At 39.4% G+C, this 18,603-nt stretch carries 9 protein-coding genes; 2 read left to right on the top strand and 7 right to left on the bottom strand.

Annotation, left to right across the window (positions count from 1 at the left end; translation table 11 throughout):
• Window positions 1–44 precede the first annotated feature (44 nt).
• The 5 genes from GVK91_RS20880 to GVK91_RS20900 form a co-directional block, all read right to left on the bottom strand.
• Window positions 45–2,375 carry a BamA/TamA family outer membrane protein gene (locus tag GVK91_RS20880; RefSeq protein WP_159731163.1) on the bottom strand — a complete coding sequence of 777 codons (2,331 nt, stop codon included), beginning with the start codon at window positions 2,373–2,375 and terminating at the stop codon, window positions 45–47.
• Window positions 2,341–7,626, bottom strand: coding sequence for a translocation/assembly module TamB (locus GVK91_RS20885; RefSeq protein ID WP_159731165.1), 5,286 nt, complete (start codon window positions 7,624–7,626; stop codon window positions 2,341–2,343). The genes GVK91_RS20880 and GVK91_RS20885 overlap by 35 nt, the downstream gene beginning before the upstream one ends.
• Before the next feature lie 380 nt (window positions 7,627–8,006).
• Window positions 8,007–8,381 (bottom strand): DoxX family protein, encoded by a 375-nt coding sequence (locus tag GVK91_RS20890; protein ID WP_153846795.1) that lies wholly within the window; start codon window positions 8,379–8,381, stop codon window positions 8,007–8,009.
• A 20-nt stretch (window positions 8,382–8,401) separates the two neighbouring features.
• Entirely contained in the window at window positions 8,402–8,743 is a 342-nt protein-coding gene (locus GVK91_RS20895; RefSeq protein WP_228280119.1) for a DUF4342 domain-containing protein, read from the bottom strand.
• Window positions 8,744–9,163: 420 nt separating this feature from the next.
• A complete protein-coding gene (locus GVK91_RS20900) occupies window positions 9,164–11,800 on the bottom strand; it encodes a valine--tRNA ligase (protein ID WP_159731175.1) in 2,637 nt (878 codons plus the stop codon).
• A 503-nt stretch (window positions 11,801–12,303) separates the two neighbouring features.
• Here GVK91_RS20900 and GVK91_RS20905 point away from each other — a divergent pair.
• Window positions 12,304–13,968 carry an LTA synthase family protein gene (locus GVK91_RS20905; protein WP_227550232.1) on the top strand — a complete coding sequence of 555 codons (1,665 nt, stop codon included), beginning with the start codon at window positions 12,304–12,306 and terminating at the stop codon, window positions 13,966–13,968.
• Between the two features lie 4 nt (window positions 13,969–13,972).
• Entirely contained in the window at window positions 13,973–15,898 is a 1,926-nt protein-coding gene (locus tag GVK91_RS20910; RefSeq protein ID WP_159731177.1) for an LTA synthase family protein, read from the top strand.
• Between the two features lie 11 nt (window positions 15,899–15,909).
• Here GVK91_RS20910 and GVK91_RS20915 read toward each other — a convergent pair whose 3' ends face one another.
• Together GVK91_RS20915 and odhB are read right to left on the bottom strand one after the other, a co-directional pair.
• Window positions 15,910–16,980, bottom strand: a complete 1,071-nt coding sequence (locus GVK91_RS20915) for a hypothetical protein (protein WP_153846799.1) — start codon at window positions 16,978–16,980, stop codon at window positions 15,910–15,912.
• A gap of 353 nt (window positions 16,981–17,333) precedes the next feature.
• Window positions 17,334–18,575 (bottom strand): 2-oxoglutarate dehydrogenase complex dihydrolipoyllysine-residue succinyltransferase, encoded by a 1,242-nt coding sequence (odhB, locus tag GVK91_RS20920; protein WP_153846800.1) that lies wholly within the window; start codon window positions 18,573–18,575, stop codon window positions 17,334–17,336.
• Window positions 18,576–18,603 lie beyond the last annotated feature (28 nt).

An 18,603-nucleotide genomic window follows, 5' to 3' on the forward strand; every position in this document is an offset into this window, starting at 1 on the left:
GTTCAAGCCTGTTATTTCTATCGTGTAAAATAAAATTTGAAATCCTAGAACGGATAGCCGATGGCTAGGTTGAACATCAAATTATCCTTTCTCCATTTTGAGCTTCCAAAGTCGATATCCTTAAATACCCAACGTTCTCCTTTTGGAAGATAGGGAATGCGGAAAGGTATAGACATATCTGTACGAATAATCAAGAAGGTAAAATCGAAGCGTAATCCCGCTCCGCCACCAACGGCCAGTTCATTTAAAAAGTTCTTGCTGAACTTTCCACCCGGTTTGTTGACATCGTCTCGCTGCAACCATACGTTACCCGCATCAATAAATGCTGCCCAATGAACAAAGCCTGCTAATTTGGCTCTGTATTCGGTATTAAGTTCCAATTTGATATCACCGGTTTGGTCGGCATAGAAGAGGCCGTTGCTTAATTTTTCAGGTGCTACTGTTCCTGGACCAATCGCACGGGCACCAAAGGCACGGATACTATTAGGGCCACCTACATAATATTGTTTTAAATAGGGAAGTGACCGGGAGTTCCCATAGGAATAACTCAAACCCAAGCTGACCCGCGACGCAAGTTGCGAATTCTCCGATAACTTTAAATAATGTCTGCCATCGCCGCTGATCTTGATGTATTGCGAAAAATAAGCATCGAACAATTTGAAGGTTTTCCCTTTATTGAAATCTGCTCCTTTTATCAAACCGAGTATGTTCCCTGAGAGGTCCAAGTTGCCTTTGAAATAAAATGTATTTTTCAAATGCTGCTTCATCGTGTTTTGAAACGTAAAGTTGTAGTTCGGACCAATTGTGAATTGTGGTTCGATCGCATGCCTTAAAGCTGGAATGGTATCCATCTGTTTTTGGTAGTTTTCTGAAATACCTTTAGGCTGAACATAGGTAATCTCCATTAAAGCGAGATCATGCTGTTTCTCTTCAGACTCTTGCCAGATATAACCATAATCCAATGCGATCGAATTTAAGGTATATGCTTTGCGTCGATTTAAAAACTCATAGCGGCCTTTGACATAGGTCTTCGGGATAAAACGTCTTGATGGTGAAATTCTTCCAAATGGGGACAATATTCGGGGAAAGGTCAAGGTAGCCTCCATTCCGTAGCGATAATAACTCGAATTGAGGTCAGCCGATCCACCAGTCTGGGTTTCATAACCGCCGAAGACGTTAAAACTCAACTGCTCCGCACCTTTAAATGCGTTGCGTAAAGTCCAGTTGACATTGACTTCCGTACCATTGTATACCGAAGCCATTTTTCCCAAAAGTTCCACGCGGAGTGATTTTTTTGGCAATGGAGTCAGGTAATAGTAGACATCCAGTGCGTTGGGTACTTCTTTGCTGTCAACAAAATTGTTTTTTACAAATTTCCAGCTATTGAGATTCACCAGATGGCTGATGGTTTGGTTGTGGGCATTACGGTTGTAGACGTCGCCGGGATGGAAGAAGATATGATTCGCGATAACAGGCTTTCTATAAAGATGCTGGCGGTCTATAAAATAGTAGCTGCTATCATATAGTTCCGCGTTACGGGTGGATCGCTGATAACCGGTGCTCGTTTCCGTGTAGTTCGGGTAAACGTAGATTTTATTGATCTTTGACGGTACCCTCGCCTGTGCCGGTGTTTCCTTCTTTACAGTAACATACATGTCGACCTTGTTGTTCCGGTGTGAACTGTCTACCTGAACCAGGATGTAATCAGGGCTAAAATAATAATACCCTTTATTTTTGAGGTCATTGTCGATGCGGTCACGCTCATTTAGGATAACATCAAGGCTATAATTTTTGCCCACCTGTAAGAGACTTTTATCGGAGCTCGAACGAATATCTTTACCCAGCTGCGTTGTGCTGTCAATATCAAATTGAACAGATCTTATTCGGTAGATAAAATTTGGCTTGGCCGTATAATTAACTGTTGCTTTTTTGTTTTCAACTAAAGTGTCAGATTTTACTTCAGCATTAAAGAAACCAAAATTCTCCAGACGGTTGCGCAGTAGATTCTCATTGTACTCGCGATTGACATCGCTCAACAATACCGGTTTCTCACCAATTTTCTTGAAAAATTTTTTAATGATATTATTCCCTACAGAATCGCCGGCCATATTGTTGAAGTACAATTTGAATGGTACGCCAGCTAGACGTTTATTGGGTTTGGGCATCAATGCCGCTTCTAAATGGGTCGCAATCTTTTCCTTGTTTTCCTTGGAGATGGTGTCCGAATCGACTATCACGTTGCCTTTGACATATAAGCTTTCCCCTTCTTTCAGATTCTTGGTTGAAGAACAGGAAGCTATAAATGCAGCGAATGAAACTATTCCAACAATATACTTTAGTTTAGCTTGCATGATAACTCCTTTCCTCATCTTCATTTTTTATAGCTGTCGTTCTGATGGTATCTATATTTGATTTTGGACTATCGCTTTTCGGCGTGTTTTTACTGGAGTCCAACTGTTGTTTACGTTTCTCTTTTTCTCTTTCCTCCATACGTTTTCTGTACTCAGGGCTATGGGTCATCAAACTATCTCTGATGACCGTGCGTACACTATCACGATAGACTGAATCAGTTTCCATACGTTCTACATCAAATCGTTTTCTGAAACCTTTACTATTCGTGTCATAGTACGCTTTGAGTTTTTTCGAACTCATCCAAATTTCCCGGAATCTGTTGTAATCCATATTGATGATAAATCCGATACCTGTTTCTACATATTGGCCTTGGAGTGTAACCTGATATTGATTTTTACGATATACCCGTGCAAAATAGCGACCATCTTGCGAAAGTTGATAATCCAATTGGATATCTCCGGCAATATTGTTGGCGGTTTCTCCCGGACGTGTATTTCCTTCAACTTCAAAATTAGAACCAACAGTAATTTTTAGACGATCATTTAAAAGCATTTTAGATACACCGATATTCAGATCTGTTCGGGTTTGGCCCGCTCCAGTAGCATAATCTTCCTCCGAAGTTAAGTTGAAATCCAGTTCTACTCCGGTGATAAGCTCGGAGGCAAGGCGGTTCAATTGACCGCTCAGGAATGAACTGATGCTATTTCTGACAATGGCTTCTGTGCCGCCGCCACCGGATAAACTTTCAAATGGATTGGTCGACATAAAGCGTCCTAAAACGATGAGTGAAAAGACCTGTTTGTTCAGTTCAGATGGATTTTCACGCAAGGTGGTCAATGCGTTATTTACTTTGCTGATCACATCTTGGGAAACAACTGAGTTGTTTTCGTCCAAGTCGATATCAAAATTCAGTTGCGGTTGGAACAATTTGTCAGTAATCTTCAACAAGACATTGAAAGGAATACGTTGCTTGTATAAATTAGCGTTTTCCGATCCCAGTTGCGTCGCTACAAGCTCCAGGGTTGGTGCTTTGGTTGTGTATGCTGCTGTGATATTAAGCTGCGCATCCAAGGGATCTCCGTTCCAGGTGATCGTACTTCCTTTTCGGAATGTAAAATCTTTTTTTACGGGACCAAAACTGAATGAATAACTCCCTTTGTCTACGGTAAATGTACCTGATAAGGTAATTTTGCTGCTCGCATCAATGCCTGCGTTCAGTTCCGCTTCTCCTTGGATATTCAGTGCATCCTGTGAGCCGGCATCCAAGAGAATTTTAAATTTGGCATCCTTATCCGTTTGAAGATTCAGATCTACGTCGATTCCTGTCAGACGGGTTACGGTCATCGAATCTAATTTTGCAAATACGTTGGCTCTTGTGGTATCACTCTTATCAACAAATTCGACAACACCTTTACGATCCGCCATCCCAGGATCCTCGTTTGGCATAACAAAGGTGAAATCGGTATCATCTAATACCTTGATTGTACCATCAACGATAGGCTTATCAAGATTCCCCCGAATGCGAAGGTTCGACGTAAGATACATTTTACCATAGAACATGTCGTTGTCGCTTTGTGTTGAATTGAGTACCTCAAAATTGTCTGTATTGATATTGAGATTAAAATCAAAATCAGTATATGTTTTGGTTTCTATGGATCCTGTTACCTTGGCAATATTTCCTTTCTTGTCTTCCAATGCAAATTTTGGGAAAGTAATACCCCTTTCATCCAGATGAATGGTTTCATCTTTAGCTTTGAAAAGTGCATTCAACATAGCAATATTGAATTGTGCATCTTTAAACTTAACATCGCCGTTAATGAGTGGTTTGGATGGCGATCCCGTTATTTTTAACTGACCTTCAAGATTTCCCTTCGAGTCCTTTAGATAACCCAAACTGAATGCCTGAACCGTCTGCATGGAGAGTGGCGCAATATCTAAGGTGAAATCCAGGGTTGCTTCTCCCTTTGGAGGATTGATAAAATCACCACTTAATACGACATTGTTGCCATTTTCACTGATACTAATATTCGCATTATAGGTGTTTTCCTTTTCATTGTTCACTTTTATGTTGACATTACCGACAGTATCTTGTCCAATATAGAATTTGTCGATCGTAAGATCGGATACAAATACAGGGCTACTTTCCAAACGTGATATGGTTGCCTGACCATTAATCCCGCCGCCAAGATCGACTGTTTCACTTTCAAGCATTTTACTTAATGTCTCAATGCGGAAATTTTTAAAGGCAATGTTGAGTGGCGAATTGAGCACACTGTCCTGCGATGATATACTCAGCTCTTGTCCTTTATTACTTAAGATAAAGTCATTGGCCTGAATACCTGTACTTCCAAATTTGAGCACGTTGTTTGGATTTATTGTCCATTTGTCATAGTTCAGCATAAGGCCATCCTGAAGTAGACTAAAAACAAATGCTCCATTATCAACGCGCATATTGGCGCCCAAATGATACTGCTCTTTCTCTTTCTTGTCCTTAATCCAAAGGCCAAAATCCAAATTATTTTGGATGACTTTACCGCTGAAAACTGTATTCACCAGTTCGATATTGCTCACCTTGATTTTATTGATCAAGGCCGAGTAGTAAAGTGTACTGTCCAAGGTATTAATATCCAAGGTAACGTTATTGATCTCGGTACCATTATACGTGATTTTAGGGGCATCCAACTTGGCAAGAATAGTTTTTGACTGACTATTGAACATACCGTCCAACGTAATATCAGACATTTCCGTCAGCTCCGGAAGAAAGTCCTTTATAAATTTAGTCCTGGTCAATTGAGCCGAAAACTCAATATTCTGAGGCTCATATTTGGGAACTTTAACAGCTTTTCCCGGCTGGTAGTATACCTGTAAAATGTCTTGGATGGCATTCTGCAACTCTAAAATTTTGTATTTTCCGACCAAATGGGCATTCAAAAAGTCCGATTTGAGTAGCAGCAAATTGCGGCTGGTATCGGCTTTTGCAACAAGTGAAATGCTGTCTAAAGTATAATATGCGTCGTTGTAAAGAATGGATGAATTGGTGATATGTGCCTCCCCATTTAAAAAATTTGGATCGGCTGAACTGAAATTGCCTACAAGTTTACCATGGTATTTGAGTTCATCATCCATTAATTTTAAGTTTTTAAGATTAATGGTATCTACCATAAGCTCAAAATCCACCTGTGGATATTTGGCCTTCATGTTGGCCGTTGCATTTAACTTCAATTGAATATTAGGATCGGGACTGACAACAGAAGCTTTAATATCCCCTTTGTCCGCAGTGAGATTCATATCGATATTCTGATAACGATAACCCATAGCATCCATTCGATTTACTTTGCCATCAAAATTGGCGACAAGCTTCTTCGGATCTGTTCCATGACCTTTGATTTTTCCCTCAAATGAAAGTATACCTAAGGTACTGTCCATTTTCATGATCTTACCAATGTCAAAATCACGAATACTGACAAATGCATCATAGGTGGTATCCCGGCCTATCATGCCTATTTTACCATTGAATTTGGCTGTTCCTTTCTCTGTAACCAGCGAAAGATTGGTGTTAAAGGCATTCATCCCACCGTTAAAAGTTCCGGTAAGGCCGATCGTATTGGGCAGCTCTATTCCGCTAGGAAGCATTTTTTTTGAAACCAGCTTTTCGATATCGGAACGTCCTGTAGTCAATTTCTTTAAATTAAGATCCATTGACATTTTATCAACATTGGGTAGACCCTTTAAATGTAGACTTGCAATGACACGTGTATTGGACAGAGTCTGGAAATCAATTGCCGGAATATTTAAATCATTTACCTTACCCACAACGCGACCATCAATATTAAACTTTTTGTCCATCAATGGTTTCATCACCTGCATGGTATCCAAAAAAGGAGCAAAATAGTAGATGTCGCGCATATCTACGTGGCTCTTTTTGATCGTTGCATTGACATAGATCAGCTCTGGCTTTTTGGCAATAATATCCAAAGATGGATAGGTTACTTTTAAGTAATCACGCAATAGGGTACGTGGTGTCTCTGCGTACAGGTTTTTGATCTCCGCGCCGGTATTTGTATACTTAAAATCCCCTTTCAATTGCTTGATCACAAATCCGGAATGATCAGATGCTACAAGCTCTTTTAATGATCCACTGATCGAATCAGCGCTATAGTAAAGATCATTTAAACTGGTTTTCAGTCCAGGGATCTTAATATTGAAGTAATCAAAGCCTTTCATACGGGCCTGATTGTCGTCTCTATAGGTTAAGCTTGTATTGTTGATTTGGATATCTTTAGCTGAGACAACCCAGTTTATTTTGGTGGTATCCGCGGTGTTTTTCGTTCCAATGTTTACTTTTTTCTGGATCTTTCCAAAGAGTACATTATTGTCCGAACCGTCAAGATTGATCGTTTGAATATCGACAAGTTCTTTATTAAGGTCGATCTTGTTAATGTCTGCATGAAGATTTTTGATATAAAATTTTGTGTTCAGCAGGCTAGATTGATCCTCATAGCGCACTAAGATATTGGTCAGGTCAGCAATCTGTATACCGACATCGGGAAGCAAGGTGGTTACTTGTGCCGTTTTATCTGTAATGCCAAAATCTTTGACCGTGGGTGCCGTGCCATCAACAACTGGTCGCCACTGTTTCACTGTGGCACTCAGACCATCTACCTTCACTTTGGGCAGATTGAAGGCCATGTTTTTTGTGAGGTCGAACTTCTTGATGTTGGTATTTAGGCTGTTCAGATAAACATCAGCACTCGTTCCAATAACATCATCGGCATAGACAATATGAAATTTATCAAATTTGACTTTATCGAGGTTAAATAGAAGGGCTGAACTGCTGTCTGCAGTCGGTTTGCTTTCTTTTTGAGAAGCGAAAGCTTTAACAATATAATCAAAGTTGAATGAACTGTCTGGCAATGTACGTCGAATTTTTGCCGTGATTCCTTCTGCTTCAATGCTCTGAATTTCAACGGTATTTTTCAGAAGTTTTAGCATGTTGATATCGACAGCTATGCTTTTTCCTGCCACTAAGGTATCCTTGCTTTGGTCAGCTAAATAGATATCCTGTAAAACCAGTTTTTTAGGGAAATCAATATTAATGTAGCCAATTTTAACAGGTGTACCAATCTTTCCCTCTACATATTGCGTTACTTTTCCGGCAATATAATTCTGAACGGAGGGTATTCTGATTAAAAATACGATTAAAATAGCCAGCGCAATTATTACTCCAATAATCCACAATATTGTTTTGAAAGCAATTCGGGTAAATCTGTTCAACGTATAATTTGATTTAAGTATCTATTAATAAAAATTAAAACGGAAAAAAGTTTGCTAAGTTTTCAGATATATAACGTATATCGCCACTATTTCAGCAAACTAAGATAAATTTGCGTGTAAATGCAAGTTTAATTTATGTGCTATACTTGCTAGCAAATATTAGACAGTTCTCCATTTCCCTTGTATAAAATCATTTTATCGTGGGAATGTTCTAAAAACACATCAAATAATTGACCAAACCATTCTAGTCGTACAAAGTTTTTTGTTTTTTAATTTTATGTTAATAAAAACATTAAATACCTATCAATTTGTCAAAGTAATAGGTATTTAATACATGCAGTATCCTGCTGAATATTCGTTTTGGAGAAGAATATAGGCAATTATTCCATCAGTTTTTTATACTTGCCCCAGTTTTCGAATACCACCCATAACCAAATAATAAAAAGTACAGCCCAAATAATTAGTCCCTGTTGGCTAAAAAAAATCATGTTGTGGGTAAAAATACCAATGAGTATTGGGAAGATGACCAATGCACCCAGCGTTCTTGTTTTTGGAAAAATGAACAATAAACCGCCCAAGAGTTCGATGATTCCAACCAGTGGCATTAGCCATTTGATCGTGGCAAAAGCCTCAAATACTTTTTTCATGTCCATATCCATTGGTGGCGTAGGCATATAATGAAAAAGTTTATCCAGCCCTGCATTGATGAATAACAAGGCAAATAAAATACAAAGTATGTTTTTAAAGATCTTCATAACGGTCAATTTTAAATTGATTATTTTACGGTTATCGTTGTAGGGGGATCAGTGCTGTTATCTTCTTTGTCTTTTTCTTCCTTGTTTGTATTTCGTTCTACAGTGATCGTACATTCTGTAAGCAATGCGGCTACAGCACCGATTGCTGCAAAAACAGGTGCTAGGATCAAGCCTATGGCACCAACAGTTACCGGAAAGCTCATAATTTCTTTGCCATGTTTGTCCGAAATGCTGATTTTGCTCACATTGCCCTCAGCAATGATTTCTTTGATCTTTTGTAAAAGGTTTTCACCGTTAATCTGAAATGTCTCTTTGAATCCCATAATGATATAATTTAAGTTCGCTCTTATAAAGTTATTCATTTTTTTACAGGAATTTATATAAAGTTATCAGCATGGTTGATCTTTGGTTATTAATAAGCTGTATTGTTATTTTGGAATAGAGCAAAGCGCTTTGCTTCTTGTTTCAAAAGTTTTATCATATATCCTTGTGCTATACATTGCCTGTGCATGACGGATCAAAATTTACTTGAGCCGTCCGTTTGGCTCTTTCGTGAAAGTTCGTGCTCTTCATGAGGTACAATTGTCAATTATATCCACTCTTAATGCGGTTTTTTATCGGATATACTTCGGATATTTAACGGTGCTTATTCGCTTGTAACCGAAGAAGCACCGAACAAGCACCGAAGAAGTACCGAATGAGCTCCGAATTTGATCTCTCGTTAAACATAAAAAAAGTCCCGTGCATTGCGCGGGACTTTTCGAGATTTAATAGCGTAGCTATTAACCTAATGCTGTTAAGCTTTCCTGAAGAATTTTAATCTTCGCTTCGGCATCTGCCTTTTTACTTTTTTCGTTTTCGACAATTTCGGGTTTTGCATTTTGCACAAACCGTTCATTGGAAAGCTTTTTGTCTACTGAAATTAAGAAGCCTTCTAAGTATTCCAATTCTTTGGTAATACGCTCACGCTCCGCATCCGCATCAATATTATTCTCCAAGGTAACATAACATTCGTCTTTGCCAGCAAGGAAACTTGCTGCACCAGTTATTTTCTCGGAAACAAAAGTAACACCCTCCAGGTTTGCAATCTTGGTGATAATATCAATATATTGCTCCAGATTGATGTCCGATTGTTGATTGATTGCTAATGGTAAAGCAACTTTAGGGGAGATACCTTTAGAATTGCGAATATTCCGAACTTCCGAAATAATTTGTTGAGCGATAGCGAAATCTTTTATAAGCTGCTCATCAAAATCATTCGCTGTAGGATAAGCGGCTACGATAATGCAATCTTTCTCGTCTTTTACACCGAACAGTTCGTCATGCCACAATTCTTCTGTTAGGAAAGGCATGAAAGGATGTACTAAAGTGAGTATACGTTGGAAAAAAGATTTTACTGTTTCTAAGGTTTCGCTAGAAATAGGGGAACCATAAGCCGGTTTCACTAATTCAAGGTACCAAGCACAGAAGTCATCCCATACCAATTTGTAGGTTGTCATCAGTGCATCTGATAAACGATAGTGTTTAAAGTTTTCTTCGATATCGACCAAGGCTTGATTTAACCTTGCTTCAAACCAAGATGCCGAAATCTTATCTGAATCCGAAGCTGGAGTAGCTGTAATTTCCCAGCCTTTAACCAAGCGAAAGGCATTCCAGATCTTATTGGCAAAATTACGGCCCTGTACACAAAGTTCTACATCAAAAGGAAGGTCATTACCTGCTGGAGCAGTCAATAACATTCCCATCCGCGTAGCATCTGCACCATATTCATTCATCAAATCAATCGGATCAGGAGAGTTGCCCAGTGATTTAGACATTTTACGGCCCAGTTTGTCGCGTACAATACCCGTGAAATAAACATTTTCAAAAGGCAATTGTCCGCGGAATTCATATCCTGAAACGATCATACGTGCTACCCAAAAGAAAATGATGTCTGGGGCAGTGACTAAATCTTGCGTAGGGTAATAGTAGTTGATTTCTGCATTTTCTGATTCGTTGATGCCATTGAAAACTGAAATTGGCCATAGCCAAGCTGAAAACCAGGTATCAAGCACATCCTCATCTTGACGTAGATCTGTCAATTGAAGCGTTGTATTACCTGATTTTTCCTGCGCTAAAACAAGGGCTTCTTCAACCGTTTGTGCAACCACAAAATCTTCGTTACCATCGCCATAGAAATACGCCGGTATTTGGTGTCCCCACCACAATTGTCTTGAGATATTCCAGTCGGTAATATTCTCCATCCAGTTGCGGTAAATATTTTTGAATTTCGTCGGATGAAATTTAATGGTATCGTCCATGACATTATCCAATGCAGGTTTTGCCAAGTCTTCCATTTTAAGGAACCACTGATTGGAAATTTTAGGCTCAATAACAGCACCTGTTCGCTCTGAAGTTCCAACATTATTGGTATAGTTTTCAACTTGCTCCAACAATCCTTTTTCCTCCAGCTCTTTCTCGATTTCCTTACGGACTTTAAAACGATCCATACCAGCGTAATGCAGGCCATTGTCGTTCAGTTTTGCTTCGTCGGTAAAGATGTCGACAAATTCCAGGTTGTGCTTTTTACCTAGTGCGTAGTCATTCACATCGTGCGCTGGAGTAACTTTAAGGCATCCTGTACCAAACTCCAAATCCACATATTCATCTTCAATGATGTTCACTTTTCTGCCAACGATCGGCACAATGACTTGCTTTCCTTTTAACCAGGTATAGCGCTCATCATTGGGATTGATACACACGGCTGTGTCACCAAAGATGGTTTCAGGGCGGGTAGTCGCCACAACAATATATTGATCTGTTCCCTCAACCTGATATTTCAGGTGGTATAATTTGCCGTTTTTCTCTTTATAAATAACCTCTTCGTCTGAGATATTTGTTTTTGCTTCAGGATCCCAGTTGACCATGCGGTAACCACGATAAATCAATCCTTTATGATATAGATCGACGAATACGCGGATAACAGATTGATATAGCTCCGGATCCATGGTAAAACGTGTGCGATCCCAGTCACAGGAAGCGCCAAGTTTTTCGAGTTGTTTTAGAATAATACCACCGTATTTTTCCTTCCATTCCCAAGCATGTTTTAAGAAATCTTCACGTGATAAAGATCGTTTGTCAATTCCTTGTTCTTTCAACATAGCGACGACCTTAGCTTCAGTTGCAATGGAGGCGTGATCGGTCCCCGGTACCCAACAAGCGTTTTTTCCCTGCATACGTGCTCGGCGAATCAAAACGTCTTGAATGGTATTATTCAGCATATGCCCCATGTGCAATACTCCCGTGACATTCGGAGGAGGCATCACAATCGTGTAAGGTTCACGTTCGTCCGGGGTGGAACGGAAAAATCCATTCGCTTTCCAATAGCTGTACCATTTTTCTTCAGCTTCTTTTGGATTGTAAGTTTTCGCTATGCTCATTTTAAATTTTTGTATTCAAACTTTTAAGGAACACAAAAGTAAGGAATTCTATGTTATTTTCCTTAGTAATCCATTGATCTTGTTCTCAAACAAAAAGAAGTTATGAATAAAGGCTAAACAATAAGTTCATTGATGATCCTCCTAAGCAAAAGAGTCGGTTATTGCAGTGAGGTAAAGCATAACGCAGGATTTATACTTTTTTAATCTTTTCTTCATATTACTAAGTAATTAGCCTGTATTTTATGTAAATTAATGTAAATTTGCCTGTTTTATTTTTACACGAAGGGATGCAACGATTTGCTAATGAGCTTAGAGCTTTAACACAGTATTTTCTGTTCTGGTTAATTATCTGTTTTATAGATAGATTGATTTTTGTTACTGCTTTTTTTGAGAAAATAGGTTTTTCCAATTTTACGGAAATTTTCAGAATTTATTACCACGGTTTGAACCTAGATTTTTCTGCTGTTTCCTATATATGTGCGCTGCCGTTTCTTGTGTATTGCATGTTAAGTTTTTTTCCAAAACTGAAACCCAAACGGCTGATCCTGGATATCTATACCATTATTGTCCTGGTATTGTTCTTTGTGACAAGCTTTATCAATGTTAACATCTACCGGGAATGGGGCGATAAGATTTCTAAACGTGCCATCGATGCATTTTTTGCCTCACCTTCGGGTGCTGTAGCTTCGGCTGAGTCCACGCCGGTGTTTCTCCCCATCGTTGGGATGTTGATCGGTATATTCTGTGGTTATTTTCTGTACCGCTGGATGTTTAAAAAAGTCTCTTTTTTCAATATCAAATCTCCTGTTAGTAATTTTTTCAAACTGGCGATCGGAGTTTTTGTACTCTTCACCTTTATCCGTGGTGGTTATGGGAGAGCAACATTAAACCCCAGTAAAGCCTATTATTCCGAGGAAACATTTTATAATCATGCAGCGGTTAATACCCAATGGTCTTTTTTACGGGATTTCTTTGCCGAAAGTACCAAACTGAAAAACCCCTATAATTATTATGCGGATCAGAAGGATATTCAGGACAAGCTACGACCCGCCTTTCAAAGCCAACCTGATTCTGCTGTTGAGGTATTGTCAACGACTCGTCCGAATGTTGTTATTATCATGTTGGAAAGTTTTGTCGGCGATCTCATTCAGTCTCTTGGCGGGGAAAAGGGAATTACGCCACACATGGAAGAGTTGATTAAAGGCGGTATTTTGTTTGACCATATTTATTCTGCCGCCGATCGATCCGACAAAGGTATGGTAGCCGTGTTGAGCGGTTTTCCGGCACAAGGACCCGAGAGTATTATCAAGTATATCGACAAACATGAAAATATGCCTGCCATTGGACAGGAGTTGGATCATGCTGGTTACGAAACATCATTTTATCACGGCGGTCAGAGCGAGTTTTACAATTTTAAATCGTATATGCTGACGCATGGGATGTCTAGGGTGGTGGATAATGCCAATTTTGGATTGGATGCAGAACGTGCCTCATGGGGTGTATATGACCATGTGGTCTTTAATCAGATGATCAAGGATTTTAAAAAAGAAAAACAACCTTTCTTTTCGACGATCTTTACCTTAATTAATCACGAACCATTTGAGTTAAAACACGGCTATAAATTTGGCAATGCTACCAATGCGGATAAATTCCGAAGTACGGCAAACTATACGGATTCAGCTGTTTTTGATTTTATCAACAAAGCTAAAAAAGAAGCTTGGTATAAAAATACCCTTTTCGTAATTGTGGCTGATCATGGACATCGTCTTCCTTCAGAAAAATGGGAGCTATTTCACCCCAATCGCTTTCATATTCCACTGATCTTTTTCGGAGATGTGATCAAACCTGAATATCGTGGGAAAATATTCAATAGAATCGGCAATCAAACGGATTTGGCGGCAACTTTATTGACACAATTGAAGCTCCCTACAGATCGTTATCATTGGAGCCGGGATCTTTTTAATCCGACGACACCTCAAATTGCATTTTACAATTCGAAGGATGCCTTTGGTGTGATTACCCCACAACAGGCGGTTTCTTTCGATAATGTAGGACGGATTATTAATTATAGATCCAATAAAGAATATCCTGCTGGCAAAACAGACAGCTTATTGAATATCGGCAAAGCGTACTATCAAGACGTATATCGTGAATTTTTAAAATATTAGAGCTATGAAATTAAGAGGAGTATTTGCACCTTATTTTGCTGTCGCAATTCGTTTTATCTTTCTTTTGGTCATCTATGCGTTATTGCGATTGGGGTTTTATGGCGTCAATGCTTCCTTATTTCCTCATGTCGATGCAGGTAAGCTCTTGGTGATGTTTGCTGGTGGTGTACGATTCGACATTGTAGCCCTACTGTATTTTAATATTCTTTATATTGTGATGCTGACTGTTCCGGGTCCGTTTAAATCGAATAAAATCTATCAAAAAGTTGCAAAATGGATCTTTGTCGTGACCAATTCAATTGGTATAGCGTTAAATCTGATTGATTTTGCCTACTATCCATTTACCCTAAAAAGGACGACAGGAACAGTAATTGATCAATTTTCCAATGAATCCAACCTGATGAAGCTGGCTTTTGATTTCTGTTTGGATTATTGGTATCTCATCATACTGTTGGTACTGGTTGTGTATGGTTTGATTAAATCGTATAAACTTATTCAAATTGAAAGGACTACGAAATATAGCTGGAAGTCATTTTTGATCCAATTGCCTTTGTTTTTATTGACGGCCTTCCTTTTCATTGGTGGTGTGCGTGGCGGTTGGGCCCATAGTACCCGTCCCATTACATTGAGCAATGCGGGTGATTATGTGGAGACACCGGAAGAAATGAATATTGTGCTGAATACGCCATTCAGTATATTGAAAACTTTAAAGGCTGTCAATCTTAAACCCGCTCATTATTATTCCGAAACGGAGCTTGAACAGTTATACAATCCTATTCATGTGCCGCAATCAGACAAGCCCTTTGCGAAGAAAAATGTCGTTGTTCTGATTTTGGAGAGTTTTGCAAAAGAACATTTTGGTGAATTGAATAAAGATATCCAAGGTGGAAAATACAAAGGTTATACGCCTTTTTTGGATTCATTAATCCGCAATGCTTACACATTTACAGATACCTATGCTAATGGCCGTAAATCAATTGATGCTTTACCATCAGTCATTACCGGTATTCCTTCCATAGGTGAGCCTTTTGTGCTTTCGATATATTCTGGAAATGAAACCACAAGCTTAGCGAAGCTTTTAGGGAAAAAGGGATATGAGACCGCCTTTTTTCACGGAGCACCCAATGGCAGCATGGGCTTCTCCGCTTATATGAAACTGGCGGGTATCCAGCATTATTTTGGTAAAAACGAATATAACAATGACGCTGACTTTGATGGTATATGGGGAATCTGGGACGAACCATTTTTGCAATTTGTAGCGAATAAGATCAATACGTTTCATCAGCCATTTTTCGCTAGTTTCTTCTCTTTATCTTCACATCACCCATTTAAGGTACCTGAAAAGTATCAGGGGAAATTTCCTAAAGGACCTTTGCCGGTACAGGAACCCATTGGATATACCGATAATGCACTGCGTGAATTTTTTGCAACAACATCGAAAATGCCCTGGTACAAGAATACCATATTTGTTATCTGTGCAGACCATGCTACTGTAAGCTACCTGCCCGAATATCAAACGGCAGCAGGGGGCTTCCAAATCCCTATTATATTTTATGCACCTGGTGATAATCTAGTTGGCAAAGCGGATAAATTGGTACAGCAAATAGATATTATGCCGACAGTGTTGAATTATCTGCACTATGATGAGCCTTATTTCGCATTTGGTTCAGATGCCTTCAAACCGGGTAAGGATAATTTTGTGCTTAATAATAACTCAGGAAGCTATAATCTCTACTATAAAGATTATATGATGTCTTATGATGGACTGAAAGTGACATCATTTTATGATCTTAAGAAGGACCGCTTGATGAAACAGGATCTGTTAAAACAACATCCAGCGGTATTGGATACGATGGAGACCAAGATGAAAGCTTTTATCCAGCAATATAACAATCGTATGATTGAAAACAAGCTGACCTATAAAAAATAACAGCCGGTTTTCTACCTGTTCAATTTAGCGCGAATGCTTCTATCGATAATAAACAAAACCAAATCATAGACGAGGTAGATCAGGGGTAAAGTGAAGATGACCAAGAGGATAAAACCGCGGGACTTTTCATCAAAGACTCCATTGACAAGATAGTTGGCCACACTGGACCAAAACCAAATAAAAAAGTAGAAAGAGCTTGGAATGATTAGATTACCAAGTAGGAGTGCGTAGCGGTATTGGCCAGTTTTGTGTTTTAGATAAATACAGCGGATATGCAAGTATAGCAGGCATATTGACCCGATCAGGGCGAGCAGCTCTGGATGTATCCAAAGAATTGCTTTTGCTAACAAGGAGGTTTTCAGGCCGACTTCGATATGAAAACTTTCTTTCCTTTCTACCTGATCAATTCTCCAGTGAACAATGGAATCTGTCTGTAATTTAGCGGTTCCCAGATCTTGTGTAAGTACATCCATCTTCCCGTCGAGGTGCAGATACAGTTCAATCGGGCCAAAGGACGACCAGTATCTGGAAGGGAATAAGAGGTAGTCAATTTTGTATCTCGTCCGGATATCACGTCGGTCATAGCCCATATAAGCGCTGTATTGAACCTGAATACTGTTATCACCTTTGTGAAGCTTAGCGGTAAAATGAAATGCATCATTCAGCGAAATACGCTTCCATTCATCGCTGTCATAGCTGATTTCATAATAGCCATCCTTTAAACGTAAAAAGGGGAATTTTGAATCGGGTTGATCCATTTTTTTTCCTGCAATTTCGTTCTGATTGACAAGGATGCGATCCAATCCGTCCATATTTAAAGCGAGAAATACCAGTGGCAATTCGATAGCCTCTTCTGCATGGATGTTATAGACAATGCTGAAGTGACTGCGATAGTCCGAATTATAATCGGAAGTGTCTGCCAAAAGATGAATGTCAATACGCTCATTGGTGACTTTCAACTTTGCGGCAGGAACAAGCTGTCCTGTTATGCTATGGGGGCTCATTGGATTTGCCATGTTGGCAAACAATGTCATTACAGTGAGTAATAGATATACGGTTGTTAGTAGTATTTTATACTTCATTTGCTTGATATTGTCTGCTTAATATCAAGTTCCATATTTGTATGCCGACCTTTACATGATTGGGGCGGTTGTATATTAGGATATGCTTGATCTTTAACAAGATGAAAGTAAAAATTAAAAGGGAGAAATTAAAAAGGTGATTTATATTCGTCTATCTCCGATTCATATTTGTCAAGTATATTGTTTCTATTCCGATGTCAATAAAAACCTTCATGATTTAGCAGGTACCAACAGCAATGAAAACGAACTGACGGTTCTTTCTGGCCAATAATAGGAGCTATTTTTAGAAAGAAAAAGACCCATGCCGCAAAGCATAGGTCTTTTTCTTTTTATTTTTCCAATTTTATTGAGGTTTAAACACCCAACAATAAACGAGCTGGATCTTCCAATAATTGTTTTACACGAACCAAGAAGCTTACTGATTCACGACCATCGATGATGCGGTGATCATAAGAAAGTGCAATATACATCATCGGACGGATCACCACTTGGCCATTTTCAGCAATAGGACGTTGGATGATGTTGTGCATACCCAGGATTGCAGATTGTGGAGCGTTGATGATTGGTGTAGACATCATTGATCCGAATACACCACCGTTGGTAATTGTAAATGTACCACCAGTCATCTCGTCAATCGTTAATTTGTTGTCACGCGCTTTAACGGCAAGTGCAGCGATTGCTTTTTCGATTTGTTCCAATGACATTGCATCAGCATTACGGATAATCGGAACAACTAAACCTTTAGGGGCAGAAACCGCGATTGAAATATCTGCGAAATCAGAATAGACAATCTCGTTATCTTCGATACGTGCATTCACAGCAGGCCATTCAGCTAATGCCGTGGTTACAGCTTTTGTAAAGAATGACATGAAGCCAAGACCGATTCCAAATTTCTCTTTAAAGGTATCTTTATATTTAGTACGAAGATCCATGATCGGCTGCATATTGACTTCATTGAATGTTGTCAACATAGCCGTTTCGTTTTTAACGGCAACTAAGCGTTTTGCGATCGTTTTACGTAATGAAGATAATTTCTCACGACGTTCGTTTCTAGAACCCGCTACCGGAGCAACTGTCGCAGCAGGAGCAGCGGCAGGTTTTGCTGCTGGTGCAGCAGCTTTAGCAACAGGTTGAGCTTTTTCGGCATCTTCTTTTGTGATGCGACCTTCTTTACCTGTTCCTTTTATTGTAGAAGGATCAATTCCTTTTTCTCTTAAGATTTTTGCAGCAGCAGGAGAAGCTGTACCAGCAGCATAGCTATCTGGATCTTCATCTTTTGCAGCGGCAGCCGCAACTGGAGCTGCGTTTGATGCTTCTGCAGCAGGGGCAGCAGCTGGATCTGAACCACCGGCAGGAGCAGCGCCTTCTTCAATTGTACAAACAACAGCACCGATTTCTAAAGTATCACCTTCTTGTGCAATGATTCTTAAGATACCCGCTTTTTCAGCTGGTAATTCAAACGTTGCTTTGTCTGATTCCAGTTCGGCGATGTTTTCATCCATCTCCACATAATCGCCATCTTGTTTCAACCATTGTGATAAGGTTACCTCCGTGATTGATTCACCTACGGTTGGTACTTTAATTTCTAAGCTCATATATAATGTTCTTTATTGACAATTGCGT

Source organism: Sphingobacterium sp. 18053 (genome assembly GCF_902706145.1).
GTDB classification, from domain to species: domain Bacteria; phylum Bacteroidota; class Bacteroidia; order Sphingobacteriales; family Sphingobacteriaceae; genus Sphingobacterium; species Sphingobacterium paramultivorum.